Source organism: Geobacter metallireducens GS-15 (assembly GCF_000012925.1).
GTDB classification, from domain to species: domain Bacteria; phylum Desulfobacterota; class Desulfuromonadia; order Geobacterales; family Geobacteraceae; genus Geobacter; species Geobacter metallireducens.
The window spans coordinates 1024903-1044668 of record NC_007517.1 but is presented as its reverse complement, the minus strand read 5'-3'; the positions used below and the strand labels follow the sequence as shown (position 1 = coordinate 1044668).

Below are 19766 nucleotides of genomic sequence, written 5' to 3'. Positions count from 1 at the left end.
CGCCATTTGGGGGTACTGCCTTCTCCCGAACGACCCGGTTTCCACCCCCCTCCCCTGAGGTGACCCCATGACTGATGAAGCGTTTCCGAGCGAATCCGGCTCCCCTGAACTCGACACCATGATGCTCATCATCAAGTCTTTCCTTGAGCACCTGGAGTACACCCTGGGCAAGGACAAGTACTCCGCTACCCGCCACGATATCTTCAACGCCCTCGCCTACGCCGTCCGCGACCGGATGGTGGAACGGTGGCTCGACACCCAGCAGGCCTACTACAACGAGGACCCCAAACGCATTTACTACGTATCCATGGAGTTTCTCATGGGGAAGACCCTTGAGAACAGCCTGGTGAATCTGGGGCTTCTCGCGGAGTTCCGGGAGGCCATGAACTCGCTCGGCTATGACCTCGATGAGTTCATCGAACGGGAGCAGGACGCGGGGCTCGGCAACGGAGGGCTGGGGCGGCTTGCGGCCTGCTTCCTCGACTCCATGGCCACCATGGGGGTTCCGGGGTACGGCTACGGCATCCGGTACGAGTACGGCATCTTCCGCCAGAACATCATTGACGGTTCCCAGGTGGAAATCCCCGACAACTGGCTCCGTTATCGAAACCCTTGGGAGATGGACCGCCAGGAGCACCTCCACCCGGTCAAGTTCTACGGCAGGGTTGTGGAGCGCAAGGACACCGAAGGCAATACCCTCTTCGACTGGATCGACACCGAGGACGTCATGGCCATGGCCTACGACACCCCCATCCCCGGCTACGGCACCAACACCGTCAACACCATGCGGCTGTGGACCGCCAAGTCGACCCGGGAATTCGACCTCTCCTTCTTCAACGAAGGGAATTACATCCGTGCCGTCGAAAAGAAGATGCTCACCGAAAACATCTCCAAGGTCCTCTACCCGGCCGACAACGTGCCGGAGGGGAAGGAACTCCGCTTCAAACAGGAGTACTTCCTGGCCTGCGCCACGGTTCACGACGTTATCTACCGCTTTCACAAACAGCACGAGGACCTGCGGCGTCTCCCCGAAAAGGCTGCCATCCAGTTGAACGACACCCATCCGGCCCTCTGCATCCCCGAGATGATGCGGGTCCTCATCGACCACCACCGGCTCGATTGGGAGACCGCCTGGAATATCACCACCAGGACCTTCGCCTACACCAACCACACCATCCTCCCCGAGGCCTTGGAGAAGTGGCCGGTCTGGTTCTTCGAACATATCCTCCCCCGCCACATCCAGATCATCTATGAAATCAACGATCGTTTCCTGACTGCGGTCCGCACGCGCTTTCCCGGCGACACGGGCAAGCTGGAACGGATGTCCCTCATCGAGGAACACTGGGAGCGAAAGGTGCGGATGGCGAACCTGGCCGTGGTGGGGAGCCACTCGGTGAACGGCGTGGCGGCACTCCACACGGAGATTATCAAGGAACACGTCTTCAAGGATTTCTTCGAGATGTACCCGGAGCGGTTCAACAACAAGACCAATGGCATCACCCAGCGCCGCTGGCTCAAGTGCGCCAACCCGGACCAGGCGCGCCTCATCGGCGACACCATCGGCAACGGCTGGACCACCGACCTCTACAAGCTCACCCAGCTCCGTCCTCTGGTCGACGATCCGGCCTTTATGGCCCAGTGGCAGCAGGTGAAGCGGACCAACAAGGACAAGCTTGCCGAGTATATCCTGAAGCACAACTGTATTCAGGTGAACGCCGACTCCCTGTTTGACTGCCAGGTGAAGCGGATCCACGAATATAAGCGGCAACTGCTGAACGTGCTCCACGTCATCACCCTGTACAACCGTATCAAGGCGAACCCCGACGGCGACTTCGTCCCCCGCACGATAATCTTCAGCGGCAAGGCGGCCCCGGCCTATGCCATCGCCAAGCTGATTATCAGGCTCATCAATGCCGTGGGAGATGTAATCAACAACGACTCCCAGGTTGGGGACCGCCTCAAGGTGGTCTTTCTCGCTAACTACAGCGTTTCCCTGGCTGAGAAAATCTTCCCGGCCGCCGATCTTTCGGAACAGATCTCCACCGCCGGAACCGAGGCGTCGGGGACTGGCAATATGAAATTCGCCCTGAACGGGGCGCTCACCATCGGCACCCTCGATGGCGCCAACATCGAGATCATGGAGGAAGTGGGGCGCGACAACATCTTCATCTTCGGCATGAACGCCGACGAGGTGGAGGACCTGCGCCGCAGGGGCTACAACCCGAGGGATTACTACAGCCGCAACCCCGAGCTGAAAAAGGTTTTGGACATGATCGCCGAGGGGTACTTCTTCCCCGCCAACCGCGACCTCTTCCGCCCCATTGTCGACTCCCTCCTCAACCAGGGAGACCACTACATGCTCCTGGCCGATTACGCCTCCTACGTGGCCTGTCAGGAGGAGGTCAGCCGCCTCTACCTGGACCGGGAACAGTGGGCCCGCAAGGCCATCCTCAACTGCGCCGGCATGGGGAAGTTTTCCAGCGACCGGACCATCGCCGAGTACGCCCGGGAGATCTGGGACGTGGAGCCCTTTGAAGTCCACCCGGTCCTGGAGTACCGCCAGCACGACGTGATACCCGACTGAGCAGAATCAGACCGATGACCGATCTTTTCGACGCCACCGCCGCAACCGAAACCGGCAGGGATGCCCCCCTGGCCGAACGGATGCGCCCCCGCACCCTCGACGACTACGTGGGCCAGGAGCACCTTCTGGGCGAAGGGAAACTCCTGCGTCGGCTCATCGAGTCCGACACCCTCTCTTCCCTCATTTTCTGGGGTCCTCCCGGTTCGGGGAAAACGACCCTGGCCCGCATCATCGCCAACGCCACCAAGTCCCACTTCATCTTTTTTTCCGCCATCCTCTCCGGCGTGAAGGAGATCCGCGAAATCGTCAAGGAGGCGGAGAACGAGCGGAAGTACCGGGGTTCCAACACCATCCTCTTCGTTGACGAGATCCACCGGTTCAACAAATCCCAGCAGGACGCCTTCCTCCCCTACGTGGAGAAAGGAGTCTTCACCATTATCGGCGCCACCACCGAAAACCCTTCGTTCGAGGTCATCGCGCCGCTCCTCTCCCGCTGCAAGGTCCTGGTCCTCAACTCCCTGACCGATGAAGAGGTGACAACGATCCTGCGTCGTGCCCTTGTCGACCCGGAACGGGGGCTTGGCAACCGGAGCCTTGCCGTTTCCGACGAGGCCCTCGCTTTCATGGCGGAGCAGGCCCAGGGGGACGCCCGGATCGCCCTCAACACCCTGGAAACGGCGGCGCGACTGGCGAAAAACGGCGAGATCGACCTGGACTCGGCCCGGGAAGCGGCCCAGAAGAAGGCCCTGCTCTACGACAAGGGGGGTGAGGAGCACTACAACGTCATCTCCGCCTTCATTAAGTCCATGCGGGGCAGCGACCCCGACGGCGCCCTCTACTGGCTGGCGCGGATGATCGAAGCGGGGGAAGACCCCCTCTTCATCCTGAGGCGGATGGTGATCCTCGCCTCCGAGGATATCGGCAATGCCGACCCGAGGGCGCTGCAAGTGGCGGTTGCAGCCCTTCAGGCGTTCCAGCTTGTGGGGATGCCCGAAGGACGGATCATCATGGCCCAGGCGGTGACGTATCTCGCCACCGCACCCAAGTCCAACGCCTCCTACGCGGGAATCGACGCGGCCCTGGCAGAGGTAAGGAAGAGCGGCGCCCTCCCCGTTCCCCTCCACATCCGCAACGCCCCCACGCGGCTCATGAAGGATCTGGGATACCACGCGGGATACAAGTATGCCCACGACTACGAAGGGGGGCACGTCTCCCAGGAGTATCTCCCTGAACAACTCCGGGGGAAGACCTTTTACGCCCCCCGCGGGCATGGCTACGAAAAGACGATCAAGGAACGGATGGAATATCTGCGGACTTTACAGGAGAGGAACAAGCAATGAAAAAGATCGGCATTCTCACGAGCGGCGGCGACTGCTCCGGCATGAACGCCGCCATCCGGGCGGCGGTACGGACCGCGATCCGCCTGAACATCGAGGTGGTGGGATTCAGAAAGGGATATCTGGGGCTCATGAAGGGGGATGCCATCCCCCTCGACACCAAGGCGGTTTCGGGCATCCTCCACCGGGGTGGGACGTTCCTCCAGTCGGCCCGCTCGCCGGAATTCAAGACCCCCGAGGGGCAGCAGAAGGCCATCGACAACCTGAAGGAGTTGGGCGTCGAAGGACTCGTGGTGCTCGGTGGCGACGGCTCCCTAACCGGCGCCCTGGCGCTCCACCGGCTCGGCCTGCCGGTGGTCGGCATCCCGTCCAGCATTGACAACGACATCCCCTACACCGACATGGCCCTCGGTGTTGATACGGCCCTCAACAACATCATCTACGCCGTCGACTGCATCAAGGATACGGCCAGCTCCCACGCCCGGGCCTTTGTGATCGAGGTCATGGGGCGCAACTCGGGGTACCTGGCCAGCATCTCCGCCATCGCCACCGGTGCCGAGTTCGCCCTGGTCCCCGAACGGGAATACGACCTGGCCGAGATCTGCCAACAGCTCCGAGCACGCTTCGAGGAGGGGCGCGATAACGCCATCATCATCCTCGCCGAAGGCGCCGGCCATGCCCGGGAGATCTCCGACAGCATCAAGGACGCCATCGGCTTCGAGACGCGGATCACGGTGCTGGGCCACTACCAGCGCGGCGGCGCGCCGACCGTCTTCGATCGGCTCCTGGCAAGCCGTTTCGGCAAGCGGGCGGTGGAACTCCTCATCTCCGGCAACTCCGGGGTGATGGTGGGACTTTCCTGCAATGCCATTCTCGCCACGCCCCTGGAAGACGTCATCAAAGGCGAGAAACGCCCCCAGGACGAGGTATTGCGGCTGGCAGAGGTGTTAGGTGTTTAGTGTTAGGGAACCATGTGGGAGCGGTTCAGGATCGCACAAGGGCGACCAGATCGCCATGGTGGTCGATGCACGTCATGGCGGGGAGGTCTGCCTTGTAGGCGACAAAAGGCACGCCGGCTGCTTCCGCGGCCATGGAGTCCACGGCCGAGTCCCCCACAAAGAGGGCCTCACCGGGTTTGATGCCGAAGTGTTCAACAACCCTCAGAAGCGGCTCCGGGTGGGGCTTCGGGTTGGCCACCTTCGAGGCGGTCATGACGAGGCCGAAATAGGAAGCGAGGTCGAAGCTTTCCAGAACGGTGTCCATGGAGGTTGACCGATTGGTGCAGACGGCCAGCTCAACACGACCCTTGAGCACATCGAGGGTTTCGCGAAACCCCTGTTCCATGACCATCAGAGGGACGAGGTCCCGGTAGTCGATCCGGCCGGCACAGCGGACCGCCTCTTCCCACTCCCTCGGGTCGGGGAAAAAATGAGCGAGGACCTCCCGGTTAGCATAGGTATGGAGGATGCGCATCTGCTCCTCGTCGGACCGGTCGAGGGGCTTGCGCCCCATCATCCCCATGATCCGCTGGTAGAAGGCGAGATTCGCCTCGAAGGAGTCGAACATCACCCCATCACAATCGTAGATTACTGCCTTGTAACGCACGCTTACCCCATGCCGCCCGCTGGCGGAGGTTACCCTTCACCGTCGGACGGTTCGCTTTCCAACGAATCCAGATACTCCTCCCACTCCACGGGGAGGAGATACTTCTTGCGGTTGTTGCACTCCTTGCAGGCCGGAACCACGTTGCCGCGGGTGCTCTTGCCGCCACGCACGACGGGCACCAGGTGGTCCATGGTGAGCTCCTCGGGCGGGAAGATTTCACCGCAGTAGTGGCAGATGCCGCGGGCAATCCGGTTCTTCCACCACTGGCTTCGGCGAAGCTCCCGGGCCTTTTCCTTCTCCCGCTTCACCTCCTGCTCCGACACCTCAACGATGAAGTAGTTCACCGCCGTCCCTGCCCCTTCTTTCTGAGCTCGTCAATGGCCCCCCGAGCCAGGGCGTCACAGCGCTCGTTCTCGGCATGGCCGTTGTGCCCCCGAATCCAGGTCCACTGGATCCGGTGAGTCTTGGAGAGTTCCAGGAGCCGTTCCCAGAGATCCCGGTTCAGCACCGGCTCCTTCTTGCTGTTGACCCACCCCCGCCGGATCCACCCCGAAAGCCATTCGGTCATTCCCTTTACCAGATACTGGGAGTCGGTGGTGACGACCACCTCACAGGGACGCGTCAGGGCCTCCAGCCCCCGGATGGCGGCGGTCATCTCCATCCGGTTGTTGGTGGTCTCCCACTCGGCGCCCGATAATTCCTTTTCCGTAGCGCCACACCGAAGGATGCCCCCCCAACCGCCGACGCCCGGATTACCGCTGCAGGCACCGTCGCAGAAAAGTTCAACCCTTGTTGACATAGGCCCCTTCCGTCTTCAGAAGATCAGCTATGGCTGTCATGACACGCCCGACAATCAACTGGTGAGTTTCCTTGTTGTCTTCGCGGCCATACAGGTCTGCAAAATCGAGAGGTTTTCCGAATACGATGGCGGCATCCTGGCCTACACCGGGGAACTTCCAGCGATTGAGGCCCACGAGGGCCGTCGGCACGACCGTGGGGCGCGTGTCGTAGATAATCTTGCCCACACCCCGGTTGCCAGGGCCGAGAACCCCGTCCTTATGGCGGGTCCCCTCGGGGAAGAGCATCACCTTTTCGGTCAGGAGAAGATCATTGATGACCTTACCGGCGCGGATGTCGCGCCCCCGCTTGACCGGAAACGCCCCCCACGAACTGTAGAGCCACTGCTGAAGACGGCTGGTGAAAAGCTCTTCCTTGGCGGGAGCCCAGACCATCTGCAGGGGATAGTGACGCAACACGGCCCAGGGAATGAAAATGGTTTCATAGGCCGAGATGTGGTTGGAGGCGATCAGCACCCCACCATCCTTCGGCAGGTTTTCAATCCCTTTAACCCGGAACCTGTTGAGAGTGGATGCATAGAAACCGATTACATGGGCAGAGAATGTAACCCAGACACGGCGAACCAGGGAAGCCTTCAAGAAAACCTCTGAATCATGTGGAATGAACTGGTTATACCATCTTTTCGAAATCAGGGGCAACCGTGAATACCAATGCGCCCTCAAGGGTTGCGGCAAAAAGAAACGGGGAGGCGTCCGCGACACCTCCCCGTCGTTCATCATACGAAATCACAGCTTTGCTTACAGCATCATATCCTCAGTTCTTCACTTGAGGGGAGCAAATGCGCGCATCCAGCAACGTCACGGCACCATCACCGTCCATATCGAGAGTGAGGTTGTTAGTCCCCCTCCCGGCAATGATCGCCTTGACATCATCGATGGTTACAAGACCATCACCGTTGACATCGCACGAATTAACGGACAAGGGGATAGCTGACACATCTGCCGTCACAACGGTAATGGTGAAATTCTGGTATGCAGAATTCCCTTTCGAATCGGTGGCCTTCACCGAAACATTGTAGGAGCCGGTTCGGGAGGCATACCAGTTGATCAAGCCCGTGGAAGAATTGATCGACATACCGTCAGGCCTTCTGGCGAACGAATATTTAATAGTGTCGCCATTCGGATCAACGGCGTCAGCGTTATAGGTGTAATACTTCCTGACAACTGCAGTGGTCACGGGAGTGGAAGTGAATTGAGGAGCCCCATTGTTCGTTGTACTCCCCGTGACCGATACGGTGAAGCTCTGGGTGTCGCTTCCTCCCTTGCCATCAGTCACCTCGACCGTCACACTGTTGGATCCGGTCTGTGAGGACGAAGGAGTCCACGAAATGACACCGGTGTTTGCGTCGATGCCCATGCCACTGGGGGCGGTGGTCAGCTTGTAGGTCAAAGTATCCCCATCAGCGTCAGTTGCATTGACATCATAGGAGTACGAACGTCCCACGGTGGCAGTTGTTACCGGCGAGGTAGAAATCACCGGTGCGTTATTGGTACTGGAGGACTGTGACACCGTAATGTAGAAGCTCTGTGACGTTCTTCCTCCCTTGCTGTCGACCGCCTGGACACTCACATATTTCGAGCCGGTCTGGGATGAAGTCGGCGTCCAGCTGATGAGACCGCTTATCGCGTCGATCGTCATCCCTGACGGTGCCGATGACAACCTGAAGTACACGGTGTCGCCATTGGAATCCGTTGCATTCACATCATAGTTGTACAAAGTATCAACGACTGCCGTGGTCACAGCCGTCGAGGTGATCTTCGGCGAGCTGTTGGAAGAGCTGTCGGCTACGGAAATCTTGAAGCTCTGGCTTGCGTAAAGACCAGTTGTGTCCTTTGCTCTCACCGTTACCGAATAGGTGCCGGTGCTCCCCGGACGCCAGTAAATGAGTCCCGTCGTCGAGTTGATGGTCATGCCCGACGGATAGGTGCTCAACGAGTAACTGACAGTGTCACCATTCGGATCAGAAGCCACTACCTGATAGTAGTAGTAGCCGTCCTTATATCCTGTTGTCACCGGAGACGATGTGATCACGGGGGGCTGCTTGGTGATAACGGCGTTCACGGTGAGGCTCACGCTCGCCGTTGCCGTGGTGTAGTTGACGGTGTCGGTCGGCGTGAAGGTGGCGGAAAGAGTTACGGTGCCGGCGGTGTTCAGGGCTGTCCCGGCTGCCGGGGTGTAGGCGAAGGTACCCGGAACGTTGGCAGTGGCGTTGAGTTGGGTGCTGCCGAGGGTCGTACCCTCAGACACTGCCGCCGGTGTTGCCCAGGTAATGACCGGAGTCTGCTGGGTAACGGCGTTCACAGTGAGGTTAACGCTCGCCGTTGCCGTGTTGTAGTTTACGGTGTCGGTCGGCGTGAAGGTGGCGGAAAGAGTTACGGTGCCGGCGGTGTTCAGGGCTGTCCCGGCAGCCGGGATGTAGGTGAAGGTGCCCGGTACGTTGGCTGTGGCATTGAGCTGAGTGCTACTGAGAGTCGTACCAACCGACACTGCCGCCGGCGTTGCCCAGGTAATTACCGGAGTTTGCTTGGTAACGGCGTTCACGGTGAGGTTAACGCTTGCTGTTGCCGTGCTGTAGTTGACGGGGTCGGTCGGGACGAAGGAGACGGACAGTGTCTGGGTCCCGGCGGTGTTCATGACCGTCCCGGCAGCCGGGGTGTAGCTGAAGGTGCCGGCAGTATTGGCTGTGGCGTTCAGTTGGGTGTCGTTGAGGGCAGTGCCGACGGGAACGGCAGTCGGCGTGGCCCAGGTGATGGTAGACGTCGCTTTGGCAATAACCAGGGTACCCGTGGCGCTACCGGTGTAGTTGGCGTCGGTGACGGTGGCAACTACGGCGTAGGAACCGGCTGCGGTCGGCGCGGTGGCGCTGCCGGCGTAGGTGATGGTGACGGCCTTGCCCGCAGGGTTGGTGGTAGCGGTGACGGCCTTGGCGCTGCCGTCATAGGTGGCGGTAAGGCCTGCGAGGGTTACCGTGGCGCTGGCCGGGTTCACCGTCAGGGTGACGGTCTTGGTGGCCGTGGTGTACGTGGCGGTGTCGGTCGGCGTGAAGGTGACCGACAGGGTCTGGCTGCCGGCGTTAAGCACGGTGCCGGAGGCCGGGGTATAGGCAAAGGTACCGGCAACGTTGGCCGTGGCGTTCAGTTGATTGATGTCAAGCGCTGTGCCATAGGCGATCGCCGCAGGCGCTGCCCACGTGATGGTCGGTACCTGCTTGGCAACTACCGAGAGGCTCACGCTCGCTGTGGCGCTGGTGTAGTTCGTGCTGTCGGTCGGCGTGAAGGAGACGGACAGCGTCTGGGTCCCGGCTGTGTTCACAACCGTCCCGGCAGCCGGGGTGTAGCTGAAGGTGCCGGCAGTATTGGCTGTGGCGTTCAGTTGGGTGTCGTTGAGGGCAGTGCCGACGGGAACGGCAGTCGGCGTAGCCCAGGTGATGGTAGACGTCGCTTTGGCAATAACCAGGGTACCCGTGGCGCTACCGGTGTAATTCGGGTCGGTGACGGTGGCAACTACGGCGTAGGAACCGGCTGCGGTCGGCGCGGTGGCGCTGCCGGCGTAGGTGATGGTGACGGCCTTGCCCGCAGGGTTGGTGGTAGCGGTGACGGCCTTGGCGCTGCCGTCATAGGTGGCGGTAAGGCCTGCGAGGGTTACCGTGGCGCTGGCCGGGTTCACCGTCAGGGTGACGGTCTTGGTGGCCGTGGTGTACGTGGCGGTGTCGGTCGGCGTGAAGGTGACCGACAGGGTCTGGCTGCCGGCGTTAAGCACGGTGCCGGAGGCCGGGGTATAGGCAAAGGTACCGGCAACGTTGGCCGTGGCGTTCAGTTGATTGATGTCAAGCGCTGTGCCATAGGCGATCGCCGCAGGCGCTGCCCACGTGATGGTCGGTACCTGCTTGGCAACTACCGAGAGGCTCACGCTCGCTGTGGCGCTGGTGTAGTTCGTGCTGTCGGTCGGCGTGAAGGAGACGGACAGCGTCTGGGTCCCGGCTGTGTTCACAACCGTCCCGGCAGCCGGGGTGTAGCTGAAGGTGCCGGCAGTATTGGCTGTGGCGTTCAGTTGGGTGTCGTTGAGGGCAGTGCCGACGGGAACGGCAGTCGGCGTAGCCCAGGTGATGGTAGACGTCGCTTTGGCAATAACCAGGGTACCCGTGGCGCTACCGGTGTAATTCGGGTCGGTGACGGTGGCGGTTACGCTGTAGCTTCCTGCCGCTGTCGGGCTGGTTACCGTGGTTTTACCGTTCTTATAGGTTAGGGATACTGCTACTCCGGCAGGGCTGGTTGTGGCGGTTGCGGCCTTGGTGGTGCCGTCGTAGGTGGCGCTGAGCCCTGAGAGAGTTATGGTGGCGCTGGCCTTGTTCACCGTGAGGCTGACGGTCTTGGTGGCCGTGGTGTACGTGGCAGTGTCGGTCGGCGTGAAGGTGACCGACAGGGTCTGGCTGCCGGCGTTAAGCACGGTGCCGGCGGCCGGAGTGTAGACGAAGGTACCCGCTACGTTGGCGGTAGCGTTCAGTTGGGTGGCGTCAAGGGCTGTGCCATAGGCGATCGCCGCAGGCGCTGCCCACGTGATGGTCGGTACCTGCTTGGCAACTACCGAGAGACTCACGCTCGCCGTGGCGCTGGTGTAGTTCGTGCTGTCTGTCGGTGTAAAGGAGACGGACAGGGCCTGGGTCCCGACGGTGTTCATGACCGTCCCGGCAGCTGGGGTGTAGGTGAAAGTACCGGCAGTATTGGCTGTGGCGTTCAGTTGGGTGCTGCTGAGGGCAGTGCCGACGGGAACGGCGGTCGGCGTGGCCCAAGTGATGGTAGACGTCGCCTTGGCAATAACCAGGGTACCCGTGGCGCTACCGGTGTAGTTGGCGTCGTTAACGGTGGCAACTACGGCGTAGGAACCGGCCGCGGTCGGTGCGGTGGTGCCGCCGGCGTAGGTGATAGCCACGATCAGCCCGTTCGGGATGGTGGTAGCGGTAGCGGCCTTGGCAGTGCCGTCATAGGTGGCGGTAAGGTTGCCGAGGGTCACGGTGGCAGCGGCCTTGGTGATGGTGAATGCCGTGGCGGAGGAGGAGGTGCCGTTGTAGTTGGCGTCAGCCGCTACGGTGGCGGTTACGGTGTAGCTACCGGCATTGGTCGGTTTGGTGGCGCTTGCGGGATAGGTAGTGGCTCCGGTCCCGGCGTAGCTGTAGGTCACCGCGCCGGTCGAGCCGGTCACGGTGGCAGTGCCCGGACCCTGCGGGGCGCCGGTGTAGGTGAAGCTGGTGGCGCCGGTCACGGTTACGGTCGAAGCGCCTTTGCCGATGCCGATGCTCTGCTGTACCTGGGCTGCGGCGTTGTAGTTGGTGGTGCCCGCCTGGTTGGCGTCGATCACGCAGGTGCCGGCCCCGGTGAAGGTCACTACGCCGGAGGCGAGTGTGCAGCCGGTGCTGGCGGCATCAAGGGTGATGGCTACGGCGAGCCCGGAGGTCGCGGTTGCTGCCGGGGTGTAGGTGCCGCCTATCGCGGGACTCGCCGGAATGGTCGAGGTGAAGCTGACCGTCTGGCTGGCCTTGGCGATGTTCAGGGTGCCCGTAGCGCTGCCGGTGTAGTTGGCGTCGTTAACGGTGGCAACTACGGCGTAGGAACCGGCCGCGGTCGGTGCGGTGGTGCCGCCGGCGTAGGTGATTGCCACGGTCAGCCCGTTCGGGATGGTGGTAGCGGTAGCGGCCTTGGCAGTGCCGTCATAGGTGGCGGTAAGGTTGCCGAGGGTCACGGTGGCAGCGGCCTTGGTGATGGTGAATGCCGTGGCGGAGGAGGAGGCGCCGTTGTAGTTGGCGTCAGCCGCTACGGTGGCGGTTACGGTGTAGCTACCGGCATTGGTCGGTTTGGTGGCGCTTGCGGGATAGGTGGTGGTTCCGGTCCCGGCGTAGCTGTAGGTCACCGCGCCGGTCGAGCCGGTCACGGTGGCAGTGCCCGGACCCTGCGGGGCGCCGGTGTAGGTGAAGCTGGTGGCGCCGGTCACGGTTATGGTCGAAGCGCCTTTGCCGATGCCGATGCTCTGCTGTACCTGGGCTGCGGCGTTGTAGTTGGTGGTGCCTGCCTGGTTGGCGTCGATCACGCAGGTGCCGGCCCCGGTGAAGGTTACTACGCCGGAGGCGAGTGTGCAGCCGGTGCTGGCGGCATCAAGGGTGATGGCTACGGCGAGCCCGGAGGTCGCGGTGGCTGCCGGGGTGTAGGTGCCACCAAACGCGGGACTCGTCGGAATGGTCGAGGTGAAGCTGACCGTCTGGCTGGCCTTGTTCACCGTGAGGCTGACGGTCGCGGTAGCCGGGGTGTAGATGGTCGTATCGGTCGGCGTGAAGGTGACCGACAGGCTCTGGGTGCCGGCGTTAAGTACCGTGCCGACGGCCGGGGTGTAGGTGTAGGTGCCGGGGACACCGGCCGTGGCGTTCAGCTGCGCGGCGCTGAGCGCGGTCCCGTAGGTGATCGCCGCAGGCGCTGCCCACGTGATGGTCGGTACCTGTTTGGCAACTACCGAGAGGTTCACACTCGCTGAGGCGCCGTTGTAGTTTGTGGTGTCGGTCGGGGTGAAAGTGGCGGACAGCGTCTGGACTCCAGCGGTGGTCAGCACCGTCCCGGAGACTGGGGTGTAGGTGAAGCTGCCGACCGTGCTGGCCGTGGCGTTCAGTTGAGTCGAGGAAAGCGCCGTGCCGACGGGAACAGAGGCCGGCGTCGCCCACGTAATGGTCGGGGTGGCCTTGTTCACCGTGAGGGTGGTGGTCGCGGTGGCCGTGGTGTAGGTGGTCGTATCGGTTGGCGTGAAGGTGACCGACAGGGTCTGGCTCCCGGCGTTAAGGACGGCGCCGGAGGCCGGGGTGTAGGCGTAGGTGCCGGGGACGTTGGCTGTGGCGTTCAATTGCGTCACGCCAAGCGCGGTCCCGTAGGTGATCGCGGCAGGCGCTGTCCACGTGATGACAGGGGTCTGCTTGGTTGTCGCGCTGACGGTTACCGTGAAGCTTTGTTGGACGAAGAGATAGCCGTTATCCGTAACTTGAACGACAACATTCTGGGGGCCGACCTGCGTCGCATCCGGTGTCCAGGAAATAACACCGGTGGTCGAATTAATGGTCATCCCGCTGGGGGCAGCCGGCAATCCGAAGGTGAGCTTGTCACCCTGTTTGAGGTTCGGGTCGGTTGCGACCACGGTGTAAGGATAGGAAACCCCGACGTAAGCACTCGTCACCGGAGAAGAGGTGATGGACGGTGCGGCGTTTACATAGGCAATGAAGAGCGTATAGGTCTGGGTAGCGGCCAGAGTACCATCACTCACCCGGACGGTTATCGTGTTATTACCGGTCTGGGCAGACGTAGGAGTCCACGTGATAAGGCCGCTTGAATTGATCGTCATCCCGGCAGGAGCGACATCAAGGGAGTAGCTTAGCGTGGTCCCCGGGTCGGAATCAGTGGCTATCACCTGGTAACTGTATGCCTGGCCTTCGGTGCCGTTCTTGCCCGGAAAGGAAGAAATTGAAGGGGGGTGATTACAGAGAGTCAGCTTGGCACTCACGCTCGTGGGGAATGTCTCGTCGCTGACTATCTGGGACGTCATTGTGAAATCGGCGGCGGAGTTGACGGTATAGGTCCCCTGGACCGTCTGCTGCGCTGCACCGGCCGCCATCTGGAGAATCTTCCAATCGACGGAGCCGGTTGTCGCGTTGTAGGCCCCGCCGTCGGTCGCTAACGAGAGAGAGATGTCGCGGGCCAGCTTCTCTCTGATGAGGGTGTTATCGGCAGGAGTGGCAAGGTTTCGTGTGTTGTCAAACGCATAGGTGTTCGTGAAGGTCTGACCATAGTTTACACAGGTGCTGGGCGTGGAGGCTTTTGAGAGATAGAGGGCCTTGGTCGGGTAAAAGTCGTCTGTAATCGTAAATGAAGTCGGTGTCTTGGGGTCTACGGTCAGATCCCATTGGAAGGCGAACTGGGAGTCACCATTGGAGGGGAACGGTCCGGAAAAATTGTCGAGGTTGTATGGTGTGGCCCCGTTTGCCAGGGAGCCCAGGAACTGGGCGTTATCGATACCGACGCGACTGGGAGGCACTGTTGCACGTTCAACAAAAGTCGCCCCGTTACCGACCGTGTCGGTGGTGTTAGTAAAACTGGACTGATACGCCTTGCCGTTGACAATTGAGGCATTCTCGAAATTATAGGCGCCAGTCTTGAGGTCGTAATCCGAATAGCTGAAAAGATGGAGGTCAAGAGGAGCCGCCGTGAGGTTGGTAACGACCACCTTCTTGTTAAGCGTCGAGCGACCAGTGGTTCCGCCAATCAACTCATAGGTGACGGCAATCGAGAACCTTCCGGCTTTTTCGGTAAACGTCAGGGTTACTGAGGAAGCGGTCTGGTTGCTGGCAGCAACAGTGAAAGGAGCAGTGGCATCAAGAGTGTCACCACTCACGCTGACCTCGGGCGATGTCGTCCCGATCCTGTAGTAGAACGCCTGCTGACTTATCCGTTCAACGTTGTCTAATAGCCAGGAATAAACGCCGGGACTAGTTCCGGGCATTGCGGAGTCATTAAGCGTTACCGTTGAATTCCCACTGGTAAGGTTCCAGTCAGCAGCATAGGCTGATGAGGTGAGCGCCGTTACCAGCAGGAGGCAGAGTGTCACGAATACCCATTTGATTTTTCGAGCAATGCCCATGACCGAGTACCTTCTCCCTTTCAATTCCTAATAAAAGCTTGAACAAAAATACGACTATAGACGACTGACTTTGTTTAGTGCCGTACTGCGTTCCGCACACCCTTTCAATCGAGCAGAACCTCGATGGTTGCTTTCTTCCGCAACTCCAGCGTGTGTGCATTCAAACGTTTTTCATCGTCGAAACGTTGCAGGTAGCGGGAAATGAACTCTCGAACTTCCGAGTACGGCCGTACCGTCACCGGCTTTTTATCCAAAACTTCCATAATGTGGAAACCAAATTTAGTCCTGACCGGTTCGCTCACCTCATTGAGCTTGAGTGAAAAGGCGACCTTATCGAACTCAGCGGGCATGGTTCCTCGCGAAACATAGCCCAGATCCCCACCGGACGAAGCGGTGGAGCACGCCGATACCTCCTTGGCAACTGCGGCAAAGTCCTTATCCCTGACAACCCGATTACGGATTTCACCGGCCTTCTTTTCGGCCTTGGCAACAGCCTCAGCGGTGCTACCATCGGGCTCGATCAGAATATGTCTGACCTTGATCTGCTCCGGAACACTGAAGCTCGTCGGATTGTCGCGGTAGAACTTCTGGATCTCCTCATCGGGAACCGGAACGCCAATGACCTTCTTGCTCGTAAGATATTCGTCGTAGCGAATCCCGTCCCGAAGTTCAGCCACAAAGATGTCGAGGGTCTTCCCTCTGGCCTGGAGATTTTTGAGAAACGCCTCTTCGTCGGGAAACTTCCCTTTAACTTCCTGTAACCGCTTGCTCACCTTGGCGTCAAGGTCGGTAACTTGCTGCTGGTTGCTTGCCTGGCGAAGCAGTTCTGCATCAATGAGGGAATAGAGTGCTTTTTTCTTTTGGTAGTCGTTCATCTTTGCTGGATCACGCGCGAATCCGGAAGCTCTTCCCTTATTAGCCAATGCGGCAAGGTGCGACTGCAAAGCATTCTCGTAGATCGGAACCCCATTGACCCGGGCTACTACTTTCCCGGTTTTATTCACCTCATCCGCGGAGACAGGCGTCTGAAGCAGATGAAGAGTGAACATCACTCCCAAAAGGAATAATCCAAATGTTAGCGAACGATTTAATCTCATTTTTCCTCTATGCGTCACCCGTTACCGGGCGAGTTTCGTGATGGTGATGTCAGCTGAGGAACCAATGTCACCGGACGGGGTAAAAACAAGCGTCGTTTGAGAGCCATCGAGAGTCACACTGGCATTCAGTTCCTCAAGAGGAGATGTGAAGCCGGTGGCAAAGACCCGCTCGAATTCCTTGCAGCTTCCAACGACAGACTTTACCGCCAGCCGCTCCAAGCCGTTATTCCTGACCTGCAACGAATAGCTCCCCTTGTCGAGGGTTATGGATTGTGTGCTGAGCTTCGGCATGCCTTTTTTCTTCTCGATATGTAACTTGTAGGTCTGGTCCGTAGACGCAGAAAGGTCAACCAACCCCCAGCCGAAGTACTTGTCACGCCCTGGATCCCCCAAATCCTTGGCGGTTGCGTCCAGCCTTGCCCGTACCTCGTCGGCACGACTGCCGTTACCGTTTGCGTCGGCAATGCCGCTGGAAAGAAGAACCGCAGCCGCTCCAGCAACATGGGGTGAGGCCTGGGAAGTGCCGCTCAGGAGTGCGTATCCACCACCGCTGACCGTGGATTTGATATAGGTGCCCGGCGCGGCCAGTTCCACTTTTGCACCATAACTGGATGCAGCGACAGTGTTAAAGACGGCACGCTGGTCATTCTGGTCAGTGGCCGCAACGGCAATGACGGAATCGAACGCCGCCGGAACGGAAATAGTTTCCCGGTTGTCGTTTCCTGTTGCCGCAACCAGAACGATGCCTGCCTGGTAGGCCCGGTCGCAGACATCCTTGAGAGGCTTGAAAATGTCGGGATAGATGGAATAGATGTCGCCGGAATACCCGATGCTGAGGTTGATCACATCCATCTTGTTGTCAATGGCCCACTCAATCCCGGCAACGACGGTATCCATGTCCCCCCCGGCGGTGGCACTGAAGACCTTTACCGCGTAGAGGGATGCTTCCGGCGCCACACCGACAACGCCGGTGCCGTTGTCCCGGGCCGCGATGATCCCCGCCACATGGGTTCCATGGCTCTGGGCATCGTCGTCAAAGGGATCTGCTGTATTGTTTACAAAATTGTATCCACCCCGATAGTTGTCCTTGAGGTCGGGATGGTTGTAGTCAATTCCGGAGTCAACAATGGCGACCTTGATTCCCGCCCCTTTATATCCACGGGAGGCGGCAACATTGGAGCCGATCCGCAGAACACCCCACGAATCCACATATTCGGGTGACGGGACACTGAGCGGCTCTGCCGGTCGAATCAGAGTAAATTTAATATTATCAACAACATAAGCAACCGAAGGGTCCTGCTTCAGACGCGCTATCTCTTCCTCGGGAAGTTCCGCGGAAATGGCACGGATGTGCTGGTGAGTCCGGTGGATTCGGCCTCTTGCGCCATACACCAGATTTTTTTCATGATCTTTTGGCGCGCGAGTGAATCCGACGATCACCTTCTTCGTGGCAGCAAACGAATCAAGTGGTAAGCAAAGCATCGCCCCCATAACAGCGACAAGAAGGGTGCGTAGTATGTTCATGGTGTACCTCTTAATCAATGGGAAGCAGCCGGTAAACAGGTAAAAAGTGGGATAGGGGAGAAACTCCCTCCCCTATCCCGGAACATCAAAAATTACCGCTTGGCCTTCTTGCCTGCGCCGGTAACGAGGGCGCTGGTAGGTCCGTAAAGGGTCTTCACGGTAACGGTGCTGCCTGCCTTGACGGCAGTGCTTGAACCGACAATCTTACCATTACCCCAGAACGAAACGGGGATCTGGCTGCCGTCCGCGGCGAAGAGGCCAAGGCCGGTGTTCACGTCGGTAGCAGGAGCATCACCGAAGCCGCTACCAGTGATGGTAACCGTGCCGCCGCTGACCGAAGCCGACTTGATGGTGAGGAGCGGAAGTACGGCAACGCGAGTCAGGTTGCTCTGCTTGTCGCCCTTGACCACGAGCAGGTCGTAGGTGCCGACCGGAAGAGCCGGGATGTTTACCTGAATCTCGCTCACGGTAATGGAGGTCGGCTGGACATTGACCGTGACCGAACCATTGGTAAGGGTAACGGATGAAGTGAAGTCTACGCCGTTGCTCTGGTTGGTGAAGCTGCCACCAGTGATGGTGAGTGCGTTAGACTGGTTGGCGATGAGGACCCTGGTGCTCAGGTCGGATACGAACGGTACAACCGCACCGGCCGGAGACGGATCGGTTGCATACTTCTTGAACGTACCGTGGCAGCCCCAGCAATCGAAGTCAGCGCCGATGTGGCCGTAACCGAGCGGCATGGCACCCGGGACGACGTTGGTTCCGAGCGTGGAGCCGTTAGGCCCGGCACCGGAGGGGTTCTCAATGTTGTGGAGCGACTTGATGCCATGGCAACGCTCGCAGGTCCGGATGTCAAGGAAGTTGACGTCGCCCGGCACACCGCCGTGGCACCAGGTGCAGTCACCGACCTGGATCGGCTGGCCGGTCGTGGAAGTCGGAGCACCGAGGCCGGTCCCGTGGTGGTTATCGGCGTTGCTCTTGATGTCCTTCGGTCCGACGGTGGGGGAGGCTACAGCAGCCTGGTGGCATGCCGCGCAACCGCCGTAGTTCTGCGGGGAGGTGGGGTTGTTGCCGCGCCACTTGGTTTCGGGAGTGACCGAAGATTTGGCGTAGGTCGGGATGGTATGGCCATCCAGCGGATTGTCAATGAAGCTGCCGTGGCAGAACTTGCAGTCCTGCTGCTGGGCTTGGGTTGTGATATGGTGCGGAGTCTTGGAGTGGCAGCGGAGGCAATCCCGGAAATCAGCAAAGGTGAATCCGCCCGCCCCGTCGGGGACCAGCTGGTGGCAGCCGGTAACCGGGTTGGCGGTCGGGTCGCCGTAGCAGCTCAGCTGCCGCGGCGGCAGTGTCAGGTTGTGGTGACGGGGAACCACGACCGTATCACTCACGTGACACGGGGCGGCCTGCAGACAGTCAGCACGGGTCAACGCCGAAAACGTCGTATCGTAGATGCCTCCATTCTGGTTAACCGGCGGCGGGGGTACCACAGCCCAGTTGACAGCGGCAAAACCAAGAATTGCCGTTACTGCGAGCCCAGCGCTCAACAAAATCTTCTTTTTCATCCCTTTCTGCTCCTTTCGCGTAATTAACTGCAGAGAATTTTCATTTACGACAACAGTTGAATCAAAAGACCTCCTGTCATCACCTCCTTCGCGTTAAGATTGTGAAAACCCTGCCTACACGATCAACCATCACATTTCATGAACCGGGAATGAAGTAGCGCCCTATCCTTCCAGCCAAAAAGCAAAAAACATCACTCAAATCTGCGAAGCATTCCCTGTTTTAGAATCGTTCATATTCTGCATCTGAATTGCTCGTCATATCCATCCTGAAGCACTAGATTTCGGAGGAAGTCATCCGAGCACTGAATAGCATGTCAATCCCTAAAAGTCCTCCCCACTGATTAACACTCACTAACCAAGTGAATTACTTTAACGTGCAGAAATGTTTTGTCAAGGCGGATTTTGTATACTGCATTCTATAGGCACCGCCACAATTATCAAATAAATTTTATTGCCCTTCAAGTTGGCATTTTGACACAGCAATGTGAGCCGCATTCGTAAGAGGGCAAAACTTCTTCATTTTTTCCACAACGCA

Annotated in this window: 11 protein-coding genes; 3 read left to right on the top strand and 8 right to left on the bottom strand. The window is 59.5% G+C overall.

The window, feature by feature from the left end; translation table 11 throughout:
- Nucleotides 1-67: 67 nt before the first annotated feature.
- The 3 genes from GMET_RS04705 to pfkA are packed head-to-tail and all read left to right on the top strand — an operon-like array spanning nt 68 to nt 4880.
- The gene (locus tag GMET_RS04705; protein WP_004514423.1) at nt 68-2584 is read left to right on the top strand and encodes a glycogen/starch/alpha-glucan phosphorylase; all 2517 of its coding nucleotides are present in this window, start codon (nt 68-70) and stop codon (nt 2582-2584) included.
- A 14-nt stretch (nt 2585-2598) separates the two neighbouring features.
- Nucleotides 2599-3924 (top strand): replication-associated recombination protein A, encoded by a 1326-nt coding sequence (locus GMET_RS04700; RefSeq protein ID WP_004514422.1) that lies wholly within the window; start codon nt 2599-2601, stop codon nt 3922-3924.
- The gene (pfkA, locus tag GMET_RS04695) at nt 3921-4880 is read left to right on the top strand and encodes a 6-phosphofructokinase (protein WP_004514421.1); all 960 of its coding nucleotides are present in this window, start codon (nt 3921-3923) and stop codon (nt 4878-4880) included. The genes GMET_RS04700 and pfkA overlap by 4 nt, the downstream gene beginning before the upstream one ends.
- A gap of 25 nt (nt 4881-4905) precedes the next feature.
- On the opposite strand, the gene GMET_RS04690 is transcribed toward pfkA, so the two are convergent.
- The 8 genes from GMET_RS04690 to GMET_RS04655 all read right to left on the bottom strand — a co-directional run bounded on the left by GMET_RS04690 (nt 4906) and on the right by GMET_RS04655 (nt 19231).
- Nucleotides 4906-5526: an HAD family hydrolase gene (locus GMET_RS04690; RefSeq protein WP_004514420.1), complete on the bottom strand. Its 621-nt coding sequence runs from the start codon at nt 5524-5526 to the stop codon at nt 4906-4908.
- Nucleotides 5527-5555: 29 nt separating this feature from the next.
- Nucleotides 5556-5870, bottom strand: coding sequence for an HNH endonuclease (locus GMET_RS04685; protein WP_004514419.1), 315 nt, complete (start codon nt 5868-5870; stop codon nt 5556-5558).
- Entirely contained in the window at nt 5867-6325 is a 459-nt protein-coding gene (rnhA, locus tag GMET_RS04680) for a ribonuclease HI (RefSeq protein ID WP_004514418.1), read from the bottom strand. Before rnhA ends, GMET_RS04685 begins: the two co-directional genes overlap by 4 nt.
- Entirely contained in the window at nt 6309-6962 is a 654-nt protein-coding gene (locus GMET_RS04675; protein WP_004514417.1) for a lysophospholipid acyltransferase family protein, read from the bottom strand. Before GMET_RS04675 ends, rnhA begins: the two co-directional genes overlap by 17 nt.
- Before the next feature lie 175 nt (nt 6963-7137).
- Nucleotides 7138-14910, bottom strand: coding sequence for an MBG domain-containing protein (locus GMET_RS04670; RefSeq protein ID WP_187148464.1), 7773 nt, complete (start codon nt 14908-14910; stop codon nt 7138-7140).
- A gap of 242 nt (nt 14911-15152) precedes the next feature.
- Nucleotides 15153-16145 (bottom strand): peptidylprolyl isomerase, encoded by a 993-nt coding sequence (locus GMET_RS04665; protein WP_004513962.1) that lies wholly within the window; start codon nt 16143-16145, stop codon nt 15153-15155.
- A gap of 21 nt (nt 16146-16166) precedes the next feature.
- Nucleotides 16167-17669: a S8 family peptidase gene (locus tag GMET_RS04660; protein WP_004513961.1), complete on the bottom strand. Its 1503-nt coding sequence runs from the start codon at nt 17667-17669 to the stop codon at nt 16167-16169.
- 92 nt (nt 17670-17761) lie between these two features.
- Nucleotides 17762-19231, bottom strand: coding sequence for a hypothetical protein (locus tag GMET_RS04655; protein ID WP_004513960.1), 1470 nt, complete (start codon nt 19229-19231; stop codon nt 17762-17764).
- Nucleotides 19232-19766: the final 535 nt, after the last annotated feature.

Coding starts and splice junctions, on each gene's coding strand:
- GMET_RS04700 (WP_004514422.1), top strand. CDS start 2,599: ATGACCGATCTTTTCGACGCCACCGCCGCAACCGAAACCGGCAGGGAT.
- rnhA (WP_004514418.1), bottom strand. CDS start 6,325: ATGTCAACAAGGGTTGAACTTTTCTGCGACGGTGCCTGCAGCGGTAAT.
- GMET_RS04655 (WP_004513960.1), bottom strand. CDS start 19,231: ATGAAAAAGAAGATTTTGTTGAGCGCTGGGCTCGCAGTAACGGCAATT.
- GMET_RS04665 (WP_004513962.1), bottom strand. CDS start 16,145: ATGAGATTAAATCGTTCGCTAACATTTGGATTATTCCTTTTGGGAGTG.
- GMET_RS04660 (WP_004513961.1), bottom strand. CDS start 17,669: ATGAACATACTACGCACCCTTCTTGTCGCTGTTATGGGGGCGATGCTT.
- GMET_RS04705 (WP_004514423.1), top strand. CDS start 68: ATGACTGATGAAGCGTTTCCGAGCGAATCCGGCTCCCCTGAACTCGAC.
- pfkA (WP_004514421.1), top strand. CDS start 3,921: ATGAAAAAGATCGGCATTCTCACGAGCGGCGGCGACTGCTCCGGCATG.
- GMET_RS04670 (WP_187148464.1), bottom strand. CDS start 14,910: ATGCCCGGAACTAGTCCCGGCGTTTATTCCTGGCTATTAGACAACGTT.